Below are 17003 nucleotides of genomic sequence, written 5' to 3'. Positions count from 1 at the left end.
ATACACGGGCGCCCTCTCTGCTTCAGCGACCCATCAATTGCTGAACCACGGGCAGCTGACTGGTGTCACGCACGATCAGCACAAGGGTGAGACCCACAAGAAGAAGAAAACCAGATTGTGCAAAGGCCATTTGAATCCGTTCCGAAACAGGACGACCGCGAACGGATTGGATCGCGAGCATCATCATCTGCCAGCCATCGAGCAGTGGCAGCGGGAGGGAATTGAGTACCGCCAGATTGATCGAAATGAGTGCTGAGAAGAGCACCAACCCCGATCCCCCCTGCTGGCTGAGCTGAGCGCCCATTTCAACGATCTTCACCGGACCACTCACCTGGCCTGCCGTGGCTCTGAAGTTGGTGAACAGACCGGCGTAGCCACGCACGGTTTGCTGCAGCAGTTGGGTGAACTGCGAGCCGGTGGTGAGAAGGAGTTCCCCGGGATGACGCACTGGGCGCATCGCTCCGCTGATGTTGGCCTGCAGTTGGGCCCCGATTTTTCCCATGCCCTGCTGATCGTCGGGGATCAGTTCAACGGTGGTCGTCTCGTCCCCCCGTTTTCGCTCCACACGGATGGATTGTTGCGGTGCTGATTTCACATCCCGCACCATTGCCTCGACGCCGCGTTGACCTGCAGTTAGGGGATTGGTGTTCAGACTGAGGATCTGGTCGCCGGCACGGAGGCCGGAGCGGGCGGCGGCACCACCGGGTTGCACCTGAACCACCAGGACCCCCGGTTCCGGCGCGGCAGGGACACCGACAAAAGCTGCCTGACCCAACAGCACCACCAGAGCCAACGCCAAATTGGCCATCACCCCAGCTGCAACCACCAGGGCTTGCTGGGGGATCGGCCTGTTGCGCAGCAGATCCGGATCATCCGCCGGGATCGTGCTGTCTTCGTCGTCGTCAGGGAAGGCGACGAAGCCACCAAGGGGAAACAGCCGAAGGGCGTAGGTCACACCGCGACGTTGCCTCTTGATCAGTGCAGGACCGAAGCCGATCGAGAAGCCGCTGACGCGGATGCCCTGGAGCGTGGCTGCAAGGAAATGTCCTGCTTCATGCACCACGATCAGCAGAGCAAGGACCAGGAGGGCCGCCAATACGTTCATATCCCCGTCAGGATTCCGGTCGGATCATTCTGGCTGGAGTCGCTCTCGGCCGACGTAAGGCACTAGGGCTTTGGGCAGCAGAACGCTGCCGTCTGCCTGTTGGCCGTTCTCCAGCAGGGCCGCCATGGTTCTGCCGATGGCCAGACCGCTGCCGTTCAGGGTGTGGACCAGTTTCGTTGTCTTGCCTTCTTTGGTGCGGATGGAGGAACGTCGCGCCTGGAAATCGCCACAGACGCTGCAACTCGAAATTTCCCGGTAGGCACCCGCCCCAGGCAGCCAGACCTCGAGGTCGTAGGTCCGGCGCGCTGAGAATCCAAGGTCGGCGGTGCAGAGGTCTAAGACTCGATAGGGGAGCTCCAGGGCTTGCAGCACAGCTTCTGCATCAGCGGTGATCTGCTGGTGGGCTTCCTCGGAGTGATCCGGATGTGCAAACCAGTACAGCTCCACCTTGTTGAACTGGTGCAGGCGAATCAGGCCTCGGGTGTCGCGGCCGTAGCTGCCGGCCTCACGGCGGAAACAGGGGCTGTAGGCGGCGTAGCGCAGCGGCAGTTGATCCGCCGGGATGATTTCGTCCCGATGTAGGGAGGTCACCGGCACCTCGGCGGTCGGTGTCAGCCAGAGGTCGTCATCCGCGCAACGGAAGCTCTCCTCAGCAAACTTGGGCAGCTGTCCCGATCCGGTGAGGCTGGCGCTGTTCACAAGCACCGGGGGCAGCACTTCCCGGTACCCCTTGCTCGCATGGAGGTCGAGCATGAAGTTGATCAGGCCACGCTCCAGGCGTGCTCCCTGGCCCAGCAAGGTGACGAACCGGCTCTGAGCGATGCGGACGGATCGTTCGGTATCGAGCAGCTGCAGGCGTTCAGCGATCTGCCAGTGCTCTTCCAGGTTGTCTTCAACCCGTGGGCTGCCCCAGCGGCGCACCTCAATGTTGTCCTCCTCACTGCGCCCGTCAGGGCAGTCTTCGGCCGGCAAGTTGGGGAAACCAAGCAGCTGTTGCTTGAGCTCACTCGACAGCTGCTTTTCCTCGTCCTCAAGAACCGCCACCTTCTGCTTGATGGCATTGCCCTTTTGGCGCAGTTCGGCGACGTCCTCGCCTTTGGGATCAGCACCTGCCTTGATCCGCTGGCCGACCTCTTTGCCGATCTGATTGCCTTCCGCCTGGAGGCTGCTGCGTTGTTGCTCCAAATCACGCTGCTGCTGAGCGATCAGCTGCAGTTTGGTGAGATCAACGGCCTTACCTCGACGCCCCAGTTGCTGGGCGATCGTTTCGGGGTTGTCACGCACAAGGCGCTGATCGAGCACGGTTTCATGGGGGTCAGCGCCGGCAGCCTATGGCAGGCCGTTTCAGAGCACCTGGCCAACCATCACCGCTGCGATGCCTGAAAACAGGGTGATGCCAAGGGCGGTAAGGGGGCTCTGACCCTGGGCAACGGCCATGGTGGTGATCACACCAGCGCCGAGGCAGGCCACGCACAGCTGGGTGGCGATGTCGTTGTGGCGCTCCACGTGGGTCAGGCAATTGTTTGGACCGTAGGGAGAGTGCTGACTGCCGCCTTGAACCAGCGCCACGTTCGTTACGCCGCGTCAGGCTTCGTTACTTCCAGCAACAGAGGCGGGGCGGGCGCGGCCGCCGGCCGCCCACTGTTTCAGCTTCTCCAGCTGTTCGCTGGCTGTGCGTGAGAGGGGGATCAGCTGGGAGGCGGCACCAATCAGATCCGGTTCCGTCAATTCACGGTTGTCGGCAAAGGCCAGGTGCATCGCCTCGATCACGGTTTGCTCCAGCTCGGCTCCAGAGAACCCATCACTGCGGCTCACCACGGTCGCTAGGGGAAGCTTCAGCCCAGGTCGTCTCTGTTCCAGATGCAGCTGAAGGATGCTGTTGCGTTCAGCGCTGCTGGGCAGATCAAGCATAAAAATCTCATCGAAACGCCCCTTGCGTAGCAGCTCTGGTGGAAGTTTCTCGACGCCGTTGGCCGTGGCGACGACGAACACCGGTGACTGTTTCTCCGCCATCCAGGTGAGCACGTTGGCCAGAACCCGCTGGGTTGTGCCGCCATCGCTGCGGCCATCTCCCCCGAAGCCCTTGTCGATTTCATCGATCCAGAGCACGCAGGGCGCCATCGCTTCAGCGCGTTGGATCATTTCGCGGGTGCGTGCCTCGCTGGCCCCCACCAGACCTGCGAACAGACGCCCCACATCCAGACGAAGCAGCGGCATGGACCAACTGCAGGCGATCGCCTTGGCGGTGAGTGACTTCCCTGTTCCCTGGGGACCAACAAGCAGCACCCCACGGGGGAGAGGCAGTCCGAAGCGCCGCGCATCTTCCGAGAATGCCCTGTGCCGTTGTTGCAGCCAGGTTTTGAGACCCTCGAGGCCACCAATGGCTTCCGTGCCCGCGTCGCTGCGGCAGAACTCCAGCACTTCACTGCGGGCAATGGTCTGGCGTTTTTCCTCGAGCACGTCTTGAAGATCGTCCGGCCCCAGCTGGCCGCGGCGGGCCAGGGAGCGGGCAGCGACCTGGCGAACCCGCATCTCACTAAGCCCACTGCAGGCCTGCGCCAGTTCATCCAACACATGAGCTGGGAGGGGACTGCCGCTGCTGGTGCTGATGCTGCTGATCAGTCGGCGCAGGTCGTCGTTGTCGGGAAGGGGGAGATCCAGAAGGGTGAGGCTTTCTTCGAGATCTCCTGGGGGTGTCCATTGCCCACAGCACAGCACCAGCGTGTGTGGTGTAGTGCGTAGCGATCCTTCGAGATTGCGCAGCATCCGGGCGACGCCAGGGTCATCGCAAAAGCGATGAAAATCCTTGGCGAGCAGCAGGGTCGGACTGCCCGCATCCCTTTGCTGGAGCCACTGCAGCATGGCCATCGGTTGACGGCTTCCCTGGCCGTCGGCATTCACCGGCCCGCTGATGCCATCGATGAAATTCCAGCAGACCAGCTGGCGTGCAAGTCGCTGAGCGGCTTCAGCCAGCAGGCTTTCAACCCGTGCTTCCTCGTTGCTGCGGACCCAGATCAGTGGCGTGCGTGCACGGACCAGAAGGTCGATCTGGTGTCCCCAGGCTGCACTGCTCATTGCTGCTCCATCCGCTGTTGGAGCTGTTCAAGGGCCTGCCAGCGGGGATCAACCTCCTTCGATGTGGAGTCTGAGATCACGGGCTTCAGGTTTAGGCCCGGTGGGCCTGGACAGTGATCACCGCAGTGATTCACGACGGGCAGCATCAGATTGAGCTGCTCGAACGCCCATCGCTGGGGATCGAATTCGCCGCGTGGATCGAGAACATCCACCAGACCTTCCATCTGGGCGACCTCTTCAGAATGCTCTAGCTGGTCGGCCGTTGGTGGGGCTGCGCCCAGCCAGATCAATTCAGAGGGGGTGCAGCTGAGGTTTTGATTGAACTGGTTCAGACAGCGATCGCAACAGAGGGTCACGATCGTGCTGAGTTTCCCCTGAACCGCCAAGACGTTGCCGCGGTGCTCTGCTGAGACATGGCCTCGCACTGGTGTGAGAGAGGGGAGCTGTTCGAGCTCTCCCTGAACCTCCCAGACCTTCGGTGTGCCCAAGGCCCGGAGCTCCTGGAGGGGAACAGGCTCCAGTGCCTCGATCACTTGCCCTTCGGTTCAAACGGCAGCCGTGATCCGCCCGAGGTGGCCGAAACCGTCACCGTTTTCTGAGCCATTTGCTGGTCCAGGATTTTCTGGAGATTCTCGGGCAGTGCCTCTTTGCTGAGGATGAAGGTCTGCAGTGCCTGGAACACGTTGGCAATCAGCATGTAGAGCAGAACGCCGGCCGGTAGGGGGAAGAACAAGAACATTCCCGTGATCATTACGGGGGTGATTTTGTTGGCCGTGGATTGCTGGGGGTTCGCAGGCATCCCCATACCCGACAGCAGTTGCGACAGGAACAGAGTGATGCCGAAGCCGGCGACGAGAATGGCGATATCCCAATTGATCGCACCATCGGCATAGAAGCCGACCTGGCCCAGGGCTTTGATGAACAGGAAGCCGCTACGGGCTGCCAGGCCTGGAATCTTTGCTTCAACGGTGGCATCGCCGGCCGCGAGTGCGGTGATCGTTCCGTCATCGCTGACGCTCACGATGTCATCACCCTTGGTCACTTCCCACCTCGGCGCGAAGCGTCCAGAGTTTTCAACACCTGTGAGAACGTCACTGAAGGCTCGGCCATCCTTCGTGTGAAGGTTCACCGTGGCACTGTCGCCAACGCCGATCTTTGTGCCCCTCGGCAGGCTGGCAATCACCGGAACGTGGTCGGTTTCGCTAATGAAGATCGAATGGCTGGCGCTGTTGAACGGCTTGGGTTCAACCGCAGCGATCTGGTCCGCCGGCATCACCTTCATGTTCAAGGTGTACGGAACGTCCGCGAACGGCGAACCCCGCAGCGTTGCAAACAAAGCGAACAGGATCGGCATCTGCACTAACAGCGGCAGACATCCCGCCAGGGGGCTGCCGAACTCCTTCATCACATTGCCCAGTTCCTCTTGCTGCTTCTGAGGGTTGTTGGCAAACCGGCTCTTGATTTCAGCCTGGCGTTTCTGAATCACGGGCTGAGCGATACGCATGCGCCGGGCGCTGCGAATCGATCCTGCGCTCAGGGGATAGAGCGCGATCCGAATGACGAGAGTGAGGGCGACGATGGCCAAGCCATAGCTGGGCACCAATCCGTAGAAGAAGTCCAGGATTGGAATCAGCAGGTTGTCGGAGATGTATCCGATCACGTTGAAGAAACGGGGGGGCGGGACGTTGTGAGGCCAGTGTGCATGAACAGCTGCACTCAGGCGGCGAAACCTTCAGTCGATTTCTGCTGCGCATTTGCAGCCCGGCTGCTGATTCGCTCGAGGATGTAGGCCTCCATCTCCCGGAAACGAGGCATCGAGCGCATTTCGAGCCTGGCGCCATCCTGGAGAACCAACACCATGTCTCCCCAGGCGCCAAAGCCTCTGGGAACGGTGCGGACCTCGGTGATCTGGGAATAAACCACTTGGGTTTTGTCTTTTCCCATCCAGCCGCCCGTCACCGAGATCCGGCGACTGGTGATGCGGAAGCGCAGCCACAGGGCACGCACAACGGCGCCGATGGTGAAGGGAAGACCGATCAGCGTGAAGCCGAGCAGAATGTTGAAGATCAGGTCTCCGCGGGCTGGTCCACCGTCGTAGTGGACATCTTCCTGAATGCTGGTCATGGATCCAGTCCGGCGCTTCTCAGAAGACTGTCGCATTCTTCGAGCAACTGTGTGGGTTCGGCTTCCGCGGCTTCTGGACGAAGGCTGATCAAAAGCCAGCGCCCTGCCAGATCGCTACGTCGTTCGAAACGTCGACGCAGGTGCGTGTGCAGAAGTCGCCTGAGGCGGTTCCGCTTGACAGCGCGCTTGCTCACCTTGCTGCTGATCACCAGAGCGCAGCGGCAGGACTGATCCTGGATGCCCCGCATCTCTCGACGAAGCAGATTGGAGTCTCCTGCGGCAACGCGCAGAACCATCAAGGTTCCGTGTTGGCGCTTTGAGGATCGGTGCAAGCGGTTGAAGCATCGATGCCCGCGCAATCGCATGGAGGCGGGAAGGACCATCAACCAATCCTGTTGAGTGGGGTCGAAGACGGGATGAACCCCCTGGATTCATCCCCAACGATCAGGCTGCGAGACGAGCGCGGCCTCGTTTGCGACGCGTACGAATCACGCGACGGCCGGTGTGGGAGCGCATGCGTACACGGAAACCCGAGACGCGCTTCCTCTTGCGGCTTGTTCCTCCGAGGGTGCGCTTAGTCATGGACGTCTCCTGGCTACCGGCCGATCTGAATCTGGGATTTTATCAGTCAGTCCACATCAATCAGCCAGCTGCCGCGGTAGCCGGACATCGGCACATCTCCGGGAGCCTGCACCAGGGCGTTGAACTGATACATGCGCTTCCCCTGGGGATTGAACAACTTGATGGAAAGCGAGTAGTCGCCGTCTGAAGGCAGCGGTGTGTCGGGGAAGACCTCAATCGCTGTCTGGTCTTCGTTGACCTGGATGACGGCTGGGATCTCTTCGAGGCACTTGCTCCGGCTCATCATGCCGCCAACGGTGGTACGGCACAGGCGCATGCGGTGGGGTTTCAGCTTGGAGTCGAAGTAGTCCGGCACGGTGACGGTGAGTTTGAGGATCGCTGTCTTGCGGTCCTTTTCACGCAAGGTCAGAAACCATTCAGAGCGGTCGCTCTCGATGTTGGAGGTCTGGTAGTAGTACAGCTTGCGGTAGTCGCGGTCCGTGTCCCAGCGGAATTCCATCAGTCCAGGAGTGCCCTGGGCGCGCGCGGTCTGCTCTGAAATGCCGGTCAGTGTTGAGCCAATCAGCAGAGCCGCTGCAGTGCCGGCTCCAGCGAGCAAACGTCGTGTAGTGGAACGGGCCATAGGAAACGTCTCGATAAATGGGATTCTCCTGAGTCCAATCGCTGGGCGGTGAATTCAGGGGCCGGAGGGTGATCTGTCAGTTGTGACCAGATCTATCTGGTCGCAGCCGCTGTGCATCGCCTTGATAGGGGTGCATGGGCGTCTGGTCCTGAGGGATCCAGGCGTGGGCCAGAACACGGATGCAGCGAGGGAGATCTCCTTGGACGGCCATTTGTTGGCAGTCCAGCAAGGCCACCGTGTCCCAGCCGGGGCGCCGCCGGGCGATGGCGGCTGGGAAGCAGGCGTCCAGGTCGGCCGTAACCGAGAAGGTCACTGACACCAACTGGTCTGCGGTTAGCCCATTGAGATCCACCAGGGCGTCCATCAACGCGCTCACAGCCGCTTGGATGGCGTCCGTGCTGTTCTCCGTGCAGGTGGTGGCCCCACGCAGGCCTCTCAGAACGAGGGGAGAGCTGGTCATGGGCGGTAAAGCCAGAGCACCTGACCGCTTCCCATCAACTCGATCGACAGGCGCTGCTGAAGTTGATGCAAGAGCTGGGATCCCGGCAGCAGACCGCTGAGTTTGCGGCGTTGTTTGCCCAGGGTGACGGGACGGATGTCGTCCTCGTCGAGATCTGCCAGCTGCGCCGCGAGGCGCAGGGCATGGTCTTCGTCCCCGAGTTCATCAACCAATCCCAGGGCCTGCGCCTGTTCACCGCTGAACACCCGTCCATCGGCGAAGCGCTTCACCGTCTCCAGCTCAAGGTTTCGCCCCTTCGCCACAACGCCCACAAATTGGCCGTAACTGCTGTCGATGAGTTCCTGAAGCAGAGCGCGTTCCGCATCGCTGAGCGGGCGATCAGGGGAAAGGATGTCCTTGAACGGACCACTCTTCACTGTGTCGAAGCGAATTCCAATCCGTTCGAACACCTTGGAGAGGTCGTTTCCCCGCAGGATCACACCGATTGAACCGGTGATCGTGCCTGGATTGGCAACGATCTTCTCCGCTGCGACGCCGATGTAGACACCACCGGAGGCGGAGATGTTGCCAAAGCTGGCCACCACGCGACAGCCCTGTTCTCTGAGCCGCAGGAGGGCCGCATGAATTTCCTGGCTGTCTCCAACCGTGCCGCCTGGGCTGTCAATTCGCAGCAGCAAGGCTGGAAATTCCCTCTGCTTCACCTCCCGCAGAGCTTTCAACACCCGCTGCCGGGTGGCACCCGTAATGGGGCCGTCAACAACGATGCGAGCCATTCGTCGTCGGGATTTGCGCCGCCAGGGCCAGAACATGTTGCGCATCTGCATCACTCCAGATCTTAAAAAGAGCACCCAAGCGCCCATTCATGCCGTCACTGCGACTCTGGTTTCTGATGGTGCTGCCCTTCGCGCTCTGGGGAACCGCCATGACTGCCATGGCTCCTTTGCTCGATAGCGCTGGCCCATGGCTTGTCGCTGGCTTGCGACTGGTCCCAGCAGGTTTGGCCCTTCTGCTCTGGGGGCAGTGCACCGGTCGTGGCCTGACGATCGATCCCCGAGACCTGCTTTGGTTCCTCCTGTTCACCTTGGTGGATGCCACCTTTTTTCAAGGGCTTTTGGCGCGGGGGTTGGAGGGGACTGGTGCGGGTCTCGGTTCTGTCTTGATTGATTGCCAGCCTCTGCTGGTGGCCTTGATGGCTCGCGTCCTGTTCACGGAGTCGATCAATCCCATCGGCTGGATGGGGCTGGCCATCGGTCTGGCAGGCATCGTCTGCATCGGTTTGCCCGCTGAGCTGCTGGGTCACTGGTGGCTGCTGGCTGACCCTCCAGTGGTGCAGCAGCTGTTTCAGCCCGGCGAGGGCTGGATGTTGCTGGCGGCCGTCGCCATGGCGGCTGGGACGGTATTGATTCGCTTTGCATCACGCCACAGCGATCCGGTCACCGTTACGGCATGGCACATGTTGCTGGGGGGACTTCCTCTGCTTTTGGTCCATGCCCTGCAGCGAACTGATGCTGGTCTGGCCTGGACGGCAACAGACTGGACGCGTATGGGCTACGCGAGCCTTCTCGGAAGCGCTTTGGCCTATGGGTTGTTCTTCTGGTTCGCCAATCAACGCGACCTCACCAGTTTCAGCAGCCTGGGATTCCTGACACCGGTTTTCGCGCTGGCCACCGGAGGTTGGTTGCTGGGCGAGCGCCTTGATCTGCTCCAGTGGATTGGTGTTGTGATGGTGCTGGTGTCGGTGATCTTCGTGAGTCAAAGGCGAAGAATCTGGGAGCCGCTGTCGATCACGGACGCCTCTTCATGACGGCTGCTCCGCTCCACCTCGTCGTTGTCAACACGCCAATCGGGGCCCTCGGCAGTGGCGAGGGAGGTGGTGTGGAGCTCACCCTGCGATCGCTGGTTCAGGGGCTGGTACGGCGTGGTCACAGGCTCACCGTTGTGGCCGCCAAAGGCTCAACACTTCCCGACGACTGCAGCGGTGTTGAGTTGCTGGAGGTGGAGGGTGTGAATCAGCCGAGCTGGCAGCACGCCGCAGAGCTTGCACCGGTCGAGATTCCCCGCAACGGTCTTTTGCCTGCTCTCTGGGAGACCGCCCTCGATGCAGGTCAATCAGCCGATGCCGTGATCAACGGTGGCTATGACTGGCTGCCGATGTGGCTGACGCAACGGGTCAGAGCCAAGCTCTTTCATCTCATCAGCATGGGGGATGTGGCTGCGGTGATGCGCGATGTGATCGAAGCTGTCGCCGCCTGGGACCCCCATCGCCTCGCCTTTCACACGCATCGCCAGGCCGCTGATTTTCAGCTGCCAGCTCCCGCAAAAGTGGTGGGCAACGGATTTGATCTGACCAATTACACCTTTCAGATCCAGACCAATGGTCCCCTGGGTTGGGCGGGTCGCATCGCTCCCGAAAAGGGTTTGGAAGATGCTGCTGCTGCCGCTGCTGCCCTGGGAGAACAGCTTCTTGTTTGGGGGTTTCGTGAGGATGAGGCCTATGCCCGGCAGGTGGAGTCGAGCGTTCCCGCAGGCACGATCGATTGGCGCGGTTTTCGATCGACCACAGAGCTGCAGCAAGAGTTGGGGTGCTGCCGCGCTCTGATCAACACCCCGAAATGGAACGAGGCCTACGGCAATGTTGTGGTGGAGGCCCTGGCCTGTGGGGTTCCGGTTGTTGCCTATGACCGCGGCGGACCCGGAGAGCTGGTTTGTTCAGGCCGCACGGGCTGGCTGGTTCCTCCCGACGATGTCGACGCTCTTACGGAGGCCCTGCGACATGTCGGCAGCATTGAGCGCTCCGCCTGCCGCAGCTGGGCTGAGGCCCATGCCTCCTGCGAGGTCTTTAGCCAGCGTGTTGAAGCCTGGATTCGAACAGGACTGATGGCGGATGTCAGCATCACCCCCAGGCGCTGAGAGTTCCTTGTCGGTCAATGTTTCAGGACGACAGCGACGCCAGATTCTGGCGCTTGTTCTGGCTCTGGGACTCGTGGTCACGCTCTGGGGGCTGGGATCCACCGGCGTCGTGGATGAAACACCGCCATTGTTCGCAGCAGCGGGGCGGGCCATGGCCGACACCGGCGACTGGCTGACGCCTCGGGTCAACGGCTTGCCTCGTTTCGATAAACCGCCCCTGGTGTACTGGCTGATGGGGTTCGGTTACGCGCTGCCCGGACGTGAAGTTTGGGATCCTCTCGGAAGTTGGGCGGCAAGACTTCCTTCCGCCTTGGCCACGGTCGGGCTGATGCTTGGCCTCGCCGATACCTTGCTGCGCTGGCCGTTCCCCGGTGATGCGCGTCCCCGCTGTACGGCACTGATTGCATCGCTGGCATTTGCCTTCTCGCCCCTGGTGCTCGTCTGGAGCCGCACCGCGGTGAGTGATGCCCTGCTGTGTGGCCTGCTGGGTCTCAGCCTGTTGCTGCAGTGGCGGCGTTTTGCCGCCCCTCAAGAGGTGGCGTGGTGGCCGGCTTGGGTGATCCTCGGTTTCGCGGTTCTGGCCAAGGGGCCGGTCGCTGTTGTGCTTTCAGGACTCGCTCTGCTGATGTTCGCAGCGTTGCGACGGGATCTCGTTCAACCCTGGCAGAGGCTGCGACCGTTGCCTGGGTTGCTGCTCACCGCCCTGATCAGTCTTCCCTGGTACGCCCTTGAGCTGCTGGTGGAAGGACAGCCCTTCTGGGACAGCTTCTTCGGCTACCACAATCTTCAACGGTTCACGTCCGTGGTGAATGATCACCTTCAGCCCTGGTGGTTTTTCGGCCCGGTGATGCTCGTGGCTGCGCTGCCGTTCACGCCATACCTGTTGTTGGGGCTGGCGCGGGTGCCTCGATCGCGGACCGCCCCTGAGCATTCGCTGCATCAATTCGCTGCCTGTTGGCTGTTGGCGGTTCTGCTGCTGTTCACCACAGCAGCCACCAAGCTCCCCAGTTATTGGTTGCCCGCCATCCCTGCAGCGGCCCTCCTGGTGGCCCAGGCCACGCTGGGCTCATCCCGTTGGCAACGGCTGGCCTGGGTCACCAGCCTGGCTCTGATCGCCGTCCTGGCTGGTGGCTTTTGGCTGGGATCGCTCTGGGTTCCGTTGATCGACGATCCAGAGATGCCGACGTTGTCGGTGGATCTGTTGGTCAGTGGTCTTTTGGGACATGCCGCCATCTGGTTCAGTGCAGCAGCAACTCTTGGGGCTTTGCTGTTGCAGCAGCGACGCTCCGCTGGTCAGGCGTTGCTGGCCATGCAGGCCTGCCTGTTGGGCTTTCACCTCACGGCTCTAGTGCCGATTGCCGAACTCGCAGACCGTCTGCGTCAGCGTCCGGTCCGCGACGCTGCTGCATTAATGCTGTCGCAACAGCGCAGCCGAGAACCGATGGCCATGGTTGGAGCCATGAAGCCTTCGCTGCACTTCTACACAAGACAGGTGATCTTGTATGAGGGGCAATCCGATGGCGCCCTGGTCAACATTGCGGATCGCCTGGCCCATGAACAGCGGCGGGGCTGGCGGGGATACCCCCTCGGTAGCCCGGGTGCATCCAGCACCGTGCTGGTGCTGATCGATCGCGGCACGGCACAACGTGATCACTGGAACGACCTGCAACCTGAGCTGCTCGGTCAGATCGGGATTTACGACGTGTGGCGTCTGGACCGCAGTCGCCTTGAGCAACGGGCAAGAACCCTGCAGGACGAAGGTGTTGAGGCCGACTGGCGAGAGCCGCGTCCTGAGCGGTACTAGTCAGAGGGCCGAGTGCTTGGCTGAATATCCAGTTGCGTTGAAATCTTCTCTGTAGTACTCGACAACTTCTCGGAAATTCTTTTTTGAAAAGTTCCCAAGACTGGCTATGTCAGGTGATTTATTTGTGCGCTTGAGCTTGGATTTGATGCGTAGAATTTTTGAAAGAATAGCGAAGTCGGTGTTGATGTTTTCTACTCTTCCGATGAACTGAGGTTTGCCTTTTTGGAGCCAATGTTTTTGGTGTTTGAAGAAGAGTATTTTCTTTAGTTTTCCATCGGTGAGATCGTTGATGATTGAGTCGTAGTTTGAATTGCTGGTGATGAGGTGTAGGCGGTATTCCTTGGATGAGCTAAGGGATTTTGAATCTGCTCGCTCCAGCTGTTTGCGTATGGCGTTGGCCACTTTTAAGTTGTAGTTACAGGCGGATATGAAGCGTCGAACCGGATGTCTTGCAAAGGTGAACCGGAAGTAATTTTCTAGGTCGTCTGGTAGGTCGTTAACTTTGTGGTTTCGGTGATGGTGTTTGTATCCCAGGGCTTTTTCAATTGATTGACCTGCGCACTTCGGAATGTGCAGGAAGATCGCATTGTATTTGGGTAAGAATAAACTCATTTTCTTTGGGATCTAGGGGCTAAGTAAGGGTTTGTCTGTGGCAAAAACCGCAGTGCCCCCAGAGCTTCATTTCGCCGTTGGGTGCCGGTCTACCGCAGTCAGGGCAGGCCCCCATGCCATGGACATCCGTGCGGCTTGGATGTTGGGCCCAAATGCTGGCTTCACTTTCCAAGACAGGGGCTTGAAGGCAGTGGTGTTGCTGAATGCGCAGATCACGCACCGCGTGGCCGGCTTGATGCAGGGCGCTGATGAGCTGTGGTCGGTTGTAGAGGAGTGCCTGGCGCCACTGGGGATGGCTGGCTCCAACGGTCAGCACCCCACGTTGGAGGGATAAGGGCCGGCAGTGGGGAGCCAGTTGGGCGCCTGCCACCCGGGGCCAGTCCTGCCACAGCGCGGCCAGATGATCGTCCTTACGCCACTCCCTCTGAAGCGCGCCCAGACAGGTTTTCAAAGGTTCTGCAGGCGGCGGGGGCGCTGATTGGAGCAGTTCCAGGCCCGGCAGACGCCGCCGTTGGGAATCAGGTGCAACCGCCATGGCTTAATCCTAGGCAGAACCGTTGCGAGAACCTCGCTAATCTCAGCGCGTCTGAGGCCAAGTAATGGGTTTCTTTGATCGGCTGAGCAGGCTGGTTCGCGCCAATGCCAACGCTGCTGTCAGCGGTATGGAGGACCCGGCCAAGATCCTCGACCAGTCCGTCTCGGACATGCAGGCGGATCTGGTCAAGTTGCGTCAGGCCGTTGCTCTCGCGATTGCAAGTCAAAAGCGTTTGACCAACCAGGCTGAACAGGCCGCTGCCCAATCGAAGACCTGGTACGAGCGCGCCGAGCTGGCTCTTAAAAAGGGAGAGGAATCCCTCGCTCGTGAAGCACTCACCCGTCGTAAGACCTTCCAGGAGACGGCGACGTCACTGACATCCCAGGTGCAGGCCCAAGACGGGCAGGTGGAATCCCTCAAGAAGAGTCTGGTCGCCCTCGAAGGAAAAATCGCCGAGGCCAAGACCAAAAAAGACATGCTCAAGGCCCGAGCGCAGGCCGCTAAGGCTCAGCAGCAGCTGCAGAGCGCCGTCGGCAATATCGGCACCGATTCAGCCATGGCTGCCTTCGAGCGGATGGAGGAAAAGGTGGAGGCCATGGAGGCCACCGGCCAGGCCGCGGCTGAGCTGGCCGGATCTGATCTTGAGAGCCAGTTCGCAGCCCTGGAAGCCGGTGGTGGTGTTGATGAGGATCTCGAAGCGCTGCGAGCTCAGCTGAAGGGAGGCCCTGAAGCGGTCGCTCTGCCGGCGGCCGATGCGGCCGAGGCTGTGAAGCCCGTGCAGGTGGAGGAAGTGGATGCCGAGCTCGAAGATTTGAAGCGATCCATCGACAAGCTCTGACCATCCGGGGAAAGTCATCCGCTTTTCCATAGGATCTGATCAGTCATTTGAGTGCCTTGGCTGGAGCTGTTGCCGATTTCACCGATGCTGGTTTTGAAAGTGAAGTGCTGAAGGCTTCCGGCACGGTCCTCGTCGATTTCTGGGCTGCCTGGTGTGGCCCCTGTCGACTAATCGCCCCATTGATGGATTGGGTCGCGAGCGACTATGGCGATCGCCTGAGCGTTGGAAAGATCGAAGTTGATGCCAATCCGAAGACCCGTGACGCCTATCAGGTGCAAGGGATTCCCACGCTGATCCTGTTCCGTAATGGTGAGGTGGTGGCGCGACATGAAGGTGCCATCGCCAAAGCGCAGCTGCAGTCCTTCCTGGATGCCAACCTCTAAGCGGCTCGCGTCGCTGGGCAACGCCGTTTTCGCCCGCGTTGATGCTGCCAAGCATGCCTACCTGGTCGAGGCGTCGTCATCTGCGCGTCCAGATCTGGTGGATCTCTCTATCGGATCATCCGATCTTCGGCCACCTACGGCCCTGCTCGAAACGATGGCCTCAGCGGTCATGGATCCCAGCAGCGGTTCCTATTGCCTTCAGACCGGTCTGAGGCCTCTGCATGCCGCCGTCGCGGACTGGTGTCGCCATCGCTTCGATGTCGCTGTGGATCCCGAGCAGGAGGTTCAGTTCCTGGTGGGATCCCAGGAAGGAACCGCCCATCTGCCGCTGGCGGTGCTCGATGCAGGTGACGCTGCCCTGCATCTGGACCCCTGTTATCCATCCCACACCGGTGGGCTGCATCTTGCGGCAGCTAGTACCAAGGCCTTGCCGCTTTCCCCGGAACAGGACTGGCGACCGGATTTGACGGTCATCACCTCCCAGCTCTGGGATCAGCTCAAGTTGTTCGTGCTGGGCTATCCCCACAACCCTTCAGCCAGGGTTGGGGATCAGGAAGACCTCAACCAAATCATGGCCACCGGTGCCCGGCACGACGTGGTGATCGCTCACGACAATCCCTATGTCGATCTCGCCTTGGATGGGCAGCCTCCCTGCCTGTTGCATGCTCCGAACTGGAGGGCGTCCGGCATTGAATTTTTCTCCCTGTCGAAGGGCTGGTGCCTTGGAGGGTTCCGGCTGGGTTTCGCGGTTGGCGCAGCACCAGTGATTGCCGCATTGCGTCGCACCAAGGCTGTCATCGATTTCAATCAGAGCCTGGCTCTGCAGCAAGGTGCGATCCAGGCGTTGCAAGCCTTCCCTGATTGGCCGCAGCAATTGCATCCGATCTATCGCGAGCGCAGGGATCGTGTGGTGGAGACTCTCACTGCACGTGGATGGTCGGTTCCCTCTCCAGAGATGGCGATGTACCTGTGGTTCCCCTTGCCAGCCGCGGCCTGTGGTCAGGGCTGGAGTGATGAGGATGCCGCCAGGGAACTGCTCCAGCGCAGCGGTGTCGCGTTGACCCCGGGGTCGGGTTTCGGTGCCGGCGGTCGCCAGTGGCTGCGTATGGCGCTGGTGCGGCCCGTTAATGAACTGGTGGAGGCCGCATCGCGTCTCGCGGATGCAATGGATGACTGATCGATGGATGACCAAGCATCGACGCCCTCAACGGGGTGGTGGTCGTTTGATGGCGATCTACCGCCGTATTGCAGGTGCATCAGCGCGCCCATGGACCATTCGTCGTGTGCCTGTGTGCAGCAGTACAGAGGACTTGCTGGCGGTTTGGTTGCAGGATCAGCCCTCGTTGACGGGGCCGCGCGCTGTGATCGCCACCCACCAGCGCAGGGGCATCGGTCAGTGGGGTCGAACCTGGCTTTCCCCTGAAGGTGGTGTCTGGATCAGTGCCGCTTTGCCCTGGAGGAGTCATGCGTCTGGTCAAGCCGGTCTCCTGGGCTTGGCGCTGGCACTGTCTGTGACGCAACGGCTTGAGCAGCGGGGCCTTTCGGTTCAGATCAAATGGCCCAATGACCTGCTGGTTCAGGGCCGCAAATTGGCCGGTCTTCTCCCGGGGGTGGTGCAGCGTGGTTCCCAGCTGCGTTTGCTCCGTATTGGACTGGGCCTGAATGTGCGGAATCCTGTTCCTGGCGAGGGCATTGCCCTGCGGAGGCTTGAAGGGCAGCAGGCTGCGGATCCGATCCGTTGGACAGCGGAGGTTCTGCTTGCCTTGGATCACTGTCACGGCCTTGGAGGCGATGGTGCCTGGTGCATCGATGGAGTTCAGGCCCGTCTCTGGTCGGATCATCTCCTTCATCCTCAGGATGGTCAGATCTGGCAAATCACTGGCCTTGAAAACGATGGTGCTCTTCGGTTGCGTCAGGGTTCAAGGACCGAAAGCTGGCGCCGCTGGCCCTGAG

At 60.7% G+C, this 17003-nt stretch carries 21 protein-coding genes; 7 read left to right on the top strand and 14 right to left on the bottom strand.

The genetic code is table 11. The features are described from left to right. Nucleotides 1–22 precede the first annotated feature (22 nt). The 12 genes from FZZ88_RS07955 to sppA form a co-directional block, all read right to left on the bottom strand. Nucleotides 23–1105 carry an RIP metalloprotease gene (locus FZZ88_RS07955; protein WP_166017476.1) on the bottom strand — a complete coding sequence of 361 codons (1083 nt, stop codon included), beginning with the start codon at nucleotides 1103–1105 and terminating at the stop codon, nucleotides 23–25. Nucleotides 1106–1129: 24 nt separating this feature from the next. After that, the gene (serS, locus tag FZZ88_RS07950; protein WP_166017475.1) at nucleotides 1130–2407 is read right to left on the bottom strand and encodes a serine--tRNA ligase; all 1278 of its coding nucleotides are present in this window, start codon (nucleotides 2405–2407) and stop codon (nucleotides 1130–1132) included. 42 nt (nucleotides 2408–2449) lie between these two features. Continuing rightward, nucleotides 2450–2674 carry a hypothetical protein gene (locus FZZ88_RS07945; protein WP_166017381.1) on the bottom strand — a complete coding sequence of 75 codons (225 nt, stop codon included), beginning with the start codon at nucleotides 2672–2674 and terminating at the stop codon, nucleotides 2450–2452. A 15-nt stretch (nucleotides 2675–2689) separates the two neighbouring features. Next, nucleotides 2690–4180 (bottom strand): AAA family ATPase, encoded by a 1491-nt coding sequence (locus FZZ88_RS07940; protein ID WP_166017474.1) that lies wholly within the window; start codon nucleotides 4178–4180, stop codon nucleotides 2690–2692. Further along, the gene (locus FZZ88_RS07935) at nucleotides 4177–4713 is read right to left on the bottom strand and encodes a DUF177 domain-containing protein (protein ID WP_166017473.1); all 537 of its coding nucleotides are present in this window, start codon (nucleotides 4711–4713) and stop codon (nucleotides 4177–4179) included. Before FZZ88_RS07935 ends, FZZ88_RS07940 begins: the two co-directional genes overlap by 4 nt. After that, on the bottom strand, nucleotides 4710–5840 hold the full coding sequence (gene yidC / locus FZZ88_RS07930) for a membrane protein insertase YidC (RefSeq protein ID WP_166017472.1): 1131 nt from the start codon (nucleotides 5838–5840) through the stop codon (nucleotides 4710–4712). The genes FZZ88_RS07935 and yidC overlap by 4 nt, the downstream gene beginning before the upstream one ends. Before the next feature lie 56 nt (nucleotides 5841–5896). Beyond that, nucleotides 5897–6304, bottom strand: coding sequence for a PH domain-containing protein (locus FZZ88_RS07925; RefSeq protein WP_166017471.1), 408 nt, complete (start codon nucleotides 6302–6304; stop codon nucleotides 5897–5899). Continuing rightward, the gene (locus FZZ88_RS07920; protein ID WP_115095038.1) at nucleotides 6301–6687 is read right to left on the bottom strand and encodes a ribonuclease P protein component; all 387 of its coding nucleotides are present in this window, start codon (nucleotides 6685–6687) and stop codon (nucleotides 6301–6303) included. Before FZZ88_RS07920 ends, FZZ88_RS07925 begins: the two co-directional genes overlap by 4 nt. A gap of 61 nt (nucleotides 6688–6748) precedes the next feature. Next, nucleotides 6749–6886, bottom strand: coding sequence for a 50S ribosomal protein L34 (rpmH, locus tag FZZ88_RS07915; protein ID WP_115024114.1), 138 nt, complete (start codon nucleotides 6884–6886; stop codon nucleotides 6749–6751). A 46-nt stretch (nucleotides 6887–6932) separates the two neighbouring features. Then, entirely contained in the window at nucleotides 6933–7508 is a 576-nt protein-coding gene (locus FZZ88_RS07910; RefSeq protein ID WP_166017470.1) for a DUF2808 domain-containing protein, read from the bottom strand. A 76-nt stretch (nucleotides 7509–7584) separates the two neighbouring features. Further along, the gene (aroH, locus tag FZZ88_RS07905; RefSeq protein WP_166017469.1) at nucleotides 7585–7968 is read right to left on the bottom strand and encodes a chorismate mutase; all 384 of its coding nucleotides are present in this window, start codon (nucleotides 7966–7968) and stop codon (nucleotides 7585–7587) included. After that, nucleotides 7965–8777 (bottom strand): signal peptide peptidase SppA, encoded by an 813-nt coding sequence (gene sppA / locus FZZ88_RS07900; RefSeq protein WP_166017655.1) that lies wholly within the window; start codon nucleotides 8775–8777, stop codon nucleotides 7965–7967. The genes aroH and sppA overlap by 4 nt, the downstream gene beginning before the upstream one ends. A gap of 53 nt (nucleotides 8778–8830) precedes the next feature. Here sppA and FZZ88_RS07895 point away from each other — a divergent pair, with 53 nt between their 5' ends. From FZZ88_RS07895 to FZZ88_RS07885, 3 genes are read left to right on the top strand one after another with little or no spacing between them, the layout of a single operon-like run. Then, nucleotides 8831–9772, top strand: coding sequence for a DMT family transporter (locus tag FZZ88_RS07895; RefSeq protein ID WP_166017468.1), 942 nt, complete (start codon nucleotides 8831–8833; stop codon nucleotides 9770–9772). Then, entirely contained in the window at nucleotides 9769–10878 is a 1110-nt protein-coding gene (locus FZZ88_RS07890) for a glycosyltransferase (RefSeq protein ID WP_166017467.1), read from the top strand. Before FZZ88_RS07895 ends, FZZ88_RS07890 begins: the two co-directional genes overlap by 4 nt. Further along, nucleotides 10853–12682 (top strand): glycosyltransferase family 39 protein, encoded by a 1830-nt coding sequence (locus FZZ88_RS07885; RefSeq protein WP_166017466.1) that lies wholly within the window; start codon nucleotides 10853–10855, stop codon nucleotides 12680–12682. The genes FZZ88_RS07890 and FZZ88_RS07885 overlap by 26 nt, the downstream gene beginning before the upstream one ends. On the opposite strand, the gene FZZ88_RS07880 is transcribed toward FZZ88_RS07885, so the two are convergent. Both FZZ88_RS07880 and FZZ88_RS07875 read right to left on the bottom strand, forming a co-directional pair. Further along, nucleotides 12683–13294: a sulfotransferase family 2 domain-containing protein gene (locus FZZ88_RS07880; protein ID WP_166017465.1), complete on the bottom strand. Its 612-nt coding sequence runs from the start codon at nucleotides 13292–13294 to the stop codon at nucleotides 12683–12685. It abuts the gene before it with no gap. A gap of 19 nt (nucleotides 13295–13313) precedes the next feature. Next, a complete protein-coding gene (locus FZZ88_RS07875) occupies nucleotides 13314–13829 on the bottom strand; it encodes a DUF721 domain-containing protein (RefSeq protein WP_166017464.1) in 516 nt (171 codons plus the stop codon). A 64-nt stretch (nucleotides 13830–13893) separates the two neighbouring features. Between FZZ88_RS07875 and FZZ88_RS07870 the strand changes: the two genes are divergently transcribed. The 4 genes from FZZ88_RS07870 to FZZ88_RS07855 are packed head-to-tail and all read left to right on the top strand — an operon-like array spanning nucleotide 13894 to nucleotide 17002. Continuing rightward, nucleotides 13894–14667 carry a PspA/IM30 family protein gene (locus FZZ88_RS07870; protein WP_166017463.1) on the top strand — a complete coding sequence of 258 codons (774 nt, stop codon included), beginning with the start codon at nucleotides 13894–13896 and terminating at the stop codon, nucleotides 14665–14667. Between the two features lie 56 nt (nucleotides 14668–14723). Next, nucleotides 14724–15050, top strand: coding sequence for a thioredoxin (trxA, locus tag FZZ88_RS07865; RefSeq protein WP_166017462.1), 327 nt, complete (start codon nucleotides 14724–14726; stop codon nucleotides 15048–15050). After that, nucleotides 15037–16227, top strand: a complete 1191-nt coding sequence (locus FZZ88_RS07860; protein ID WP_166017461.1) for an aminotransferase class I/II-fold pyridoxal phosphate-dependent enzyme — start codon at nucleotides 15037–15039, stop codon at nucleotides 16225–16227. The genes trxA and FZZ88_RS07860 overlap by 14 nt, the downstream gene beginning before the upstream one ends. Beyond that, nucleotides 16211–17002, top strand: a complete 792-nt coding sequence (locus FZZ88_RS07855) for a biotin--[acetyl-CoA-carboxylase] ligase (RefSeq protein WP_226423703.1) — start codon at nucleotides 16211–16213, stop codon at nucleotides 17000–17002. Before FZZ88_RS07860 ends, FZZ88_RS07855 begins: the two co-directional genes overlap by 17 nt. The last annotated feature ends 1 nt before the right edge of the window (nucleotide 17003 follow it).

Source organism: Synechococcus sp. PH41509 (assembly GCF_020514285.1).
In the GTDB taxonomy this organism is placed as follows: domain Bacteria; phylum Cyanobacteriota; class Cyanobacteriia; order PCC-6307; family Cyanobiaceae; genus Parasynechococcus.
Note: the sequence above shows the minus strand (reverse complement) of the source record. Positions and strands in the feature narration are given on the sequence as shown.

Bases quoted from the DNA above. Each gene is read 5' to 3' on its own strand.
- FZZ88_RS07955 (WP_166017476.1), bottom strand. From the start codon at position 1,105: ATGAACGTATTGGCGGCCCTCCTGGTCCTTGCTCTGCTGATCGTGGTG.
- FZZ88_RS07940 (WP_166017474.1), bottom strand. From the start codon at position 4,180: ATGAGCAGTGCAGCCTGGGGACACCAGATCGACCTTCTGGTCCGTGCA.
- FZZ88_RS07925 (WP_166017471.1), bottom strand. From the start codon at position 6,304: ATGACCAGCATTCAGGAAGATGTCCACTACGACGGTGGACCAGCCCGC.
- FZZ88_RS07920 (WP_115095038.1), bottom strand. From the start codon at position 6,687: ATGGTCCTTCCCGCCTCCATGCGATTGCGCGGGCATCGATGCTTCAAC.
- rpmH (WP_115024114.1), bottom strand. From the start codon at position 6,886: ATGACTAAGCGCACCCTCGGAGGAACAAGCCGCAAGAGGAAGCGCGTC.
- FZZ88_RS07910 (WP_166017470.1), bottom strand. From the start codon at position 7,508: ATGGCCCGTTCCACTACACGACGTTTGCTCGCTGGAGCCGGCACTGCA.
- aroH (WP_166017469.1), bottom strand. From the start codon at position 7,968: ATGACCAGCTCTCCCCTCGTTCTGAGAGGCCTGCGTGGGGCCACCACC.
- sppA (WP_166017655.1), bottom strand. From the start codon at position 8,777: ATGTTCTGGCCCTGGCGGCGCAAATCCCGACGACGAATGGCTCGCATC.
- FZZ88_RS07895 (WP_166017468.1), top strand. From the start codon at position 8,831: ATGCCGTCACTGCGACTCTGGTTTCTGATGGTGCTGCCCTTCGCGCTC.
- FZZ88_RS07890 (WP_166017467.1), top strand. From the start codon at position 9,769: ATGACGGCTGCTCCGCTCCACCTCGTCGTTGTCAACACGCCAATCGGG.
- FZZ88_RS07885 (WP_166017466.1), top strand. From the start codon at position 10,853: ATGTCAGCATCACCCCCAGGCGCTGAGAGTTCCTTGTCGGTCAATGTT.
- FZZ88_RS07880 (WP_166017465.1), bottom strand. From the start codon at position 13,294: ATGAGTTTATTCTTACCCAAATACAATGCGATCTTCCTGCACATTCCG.
- FZZ88_RS07875 (WP_166017464.1), bottom strand. From the start codon at position 13,829: ATGGCGGTTGCACCTGATTCCCAACGGCGGCGTCTGCCGGGCCTGGAA.
- FZZ88_RS07870 (WP_166017463.1), top strand. From the start codon at position 13,894: ATGGGTTTCTTTGATCGGCTGAGCAGGCTGGTTCGCGCCAATGCCAAC.
- FZZ88_RS07860 (WP_166017461.1), top strand. From the start codon at position 15,037: ATGCCAACCTCTAAGCGGCTCGCGTCGCTGGGCAACGCCGTTTTCGCC.
- FZZ88_RS07855 (WP_226423703.1), top strand. From the start codon at position 16,211: ATGCAATGGATGACTGATCGATGGATGACCAAGCATCGACGCCCTCAA.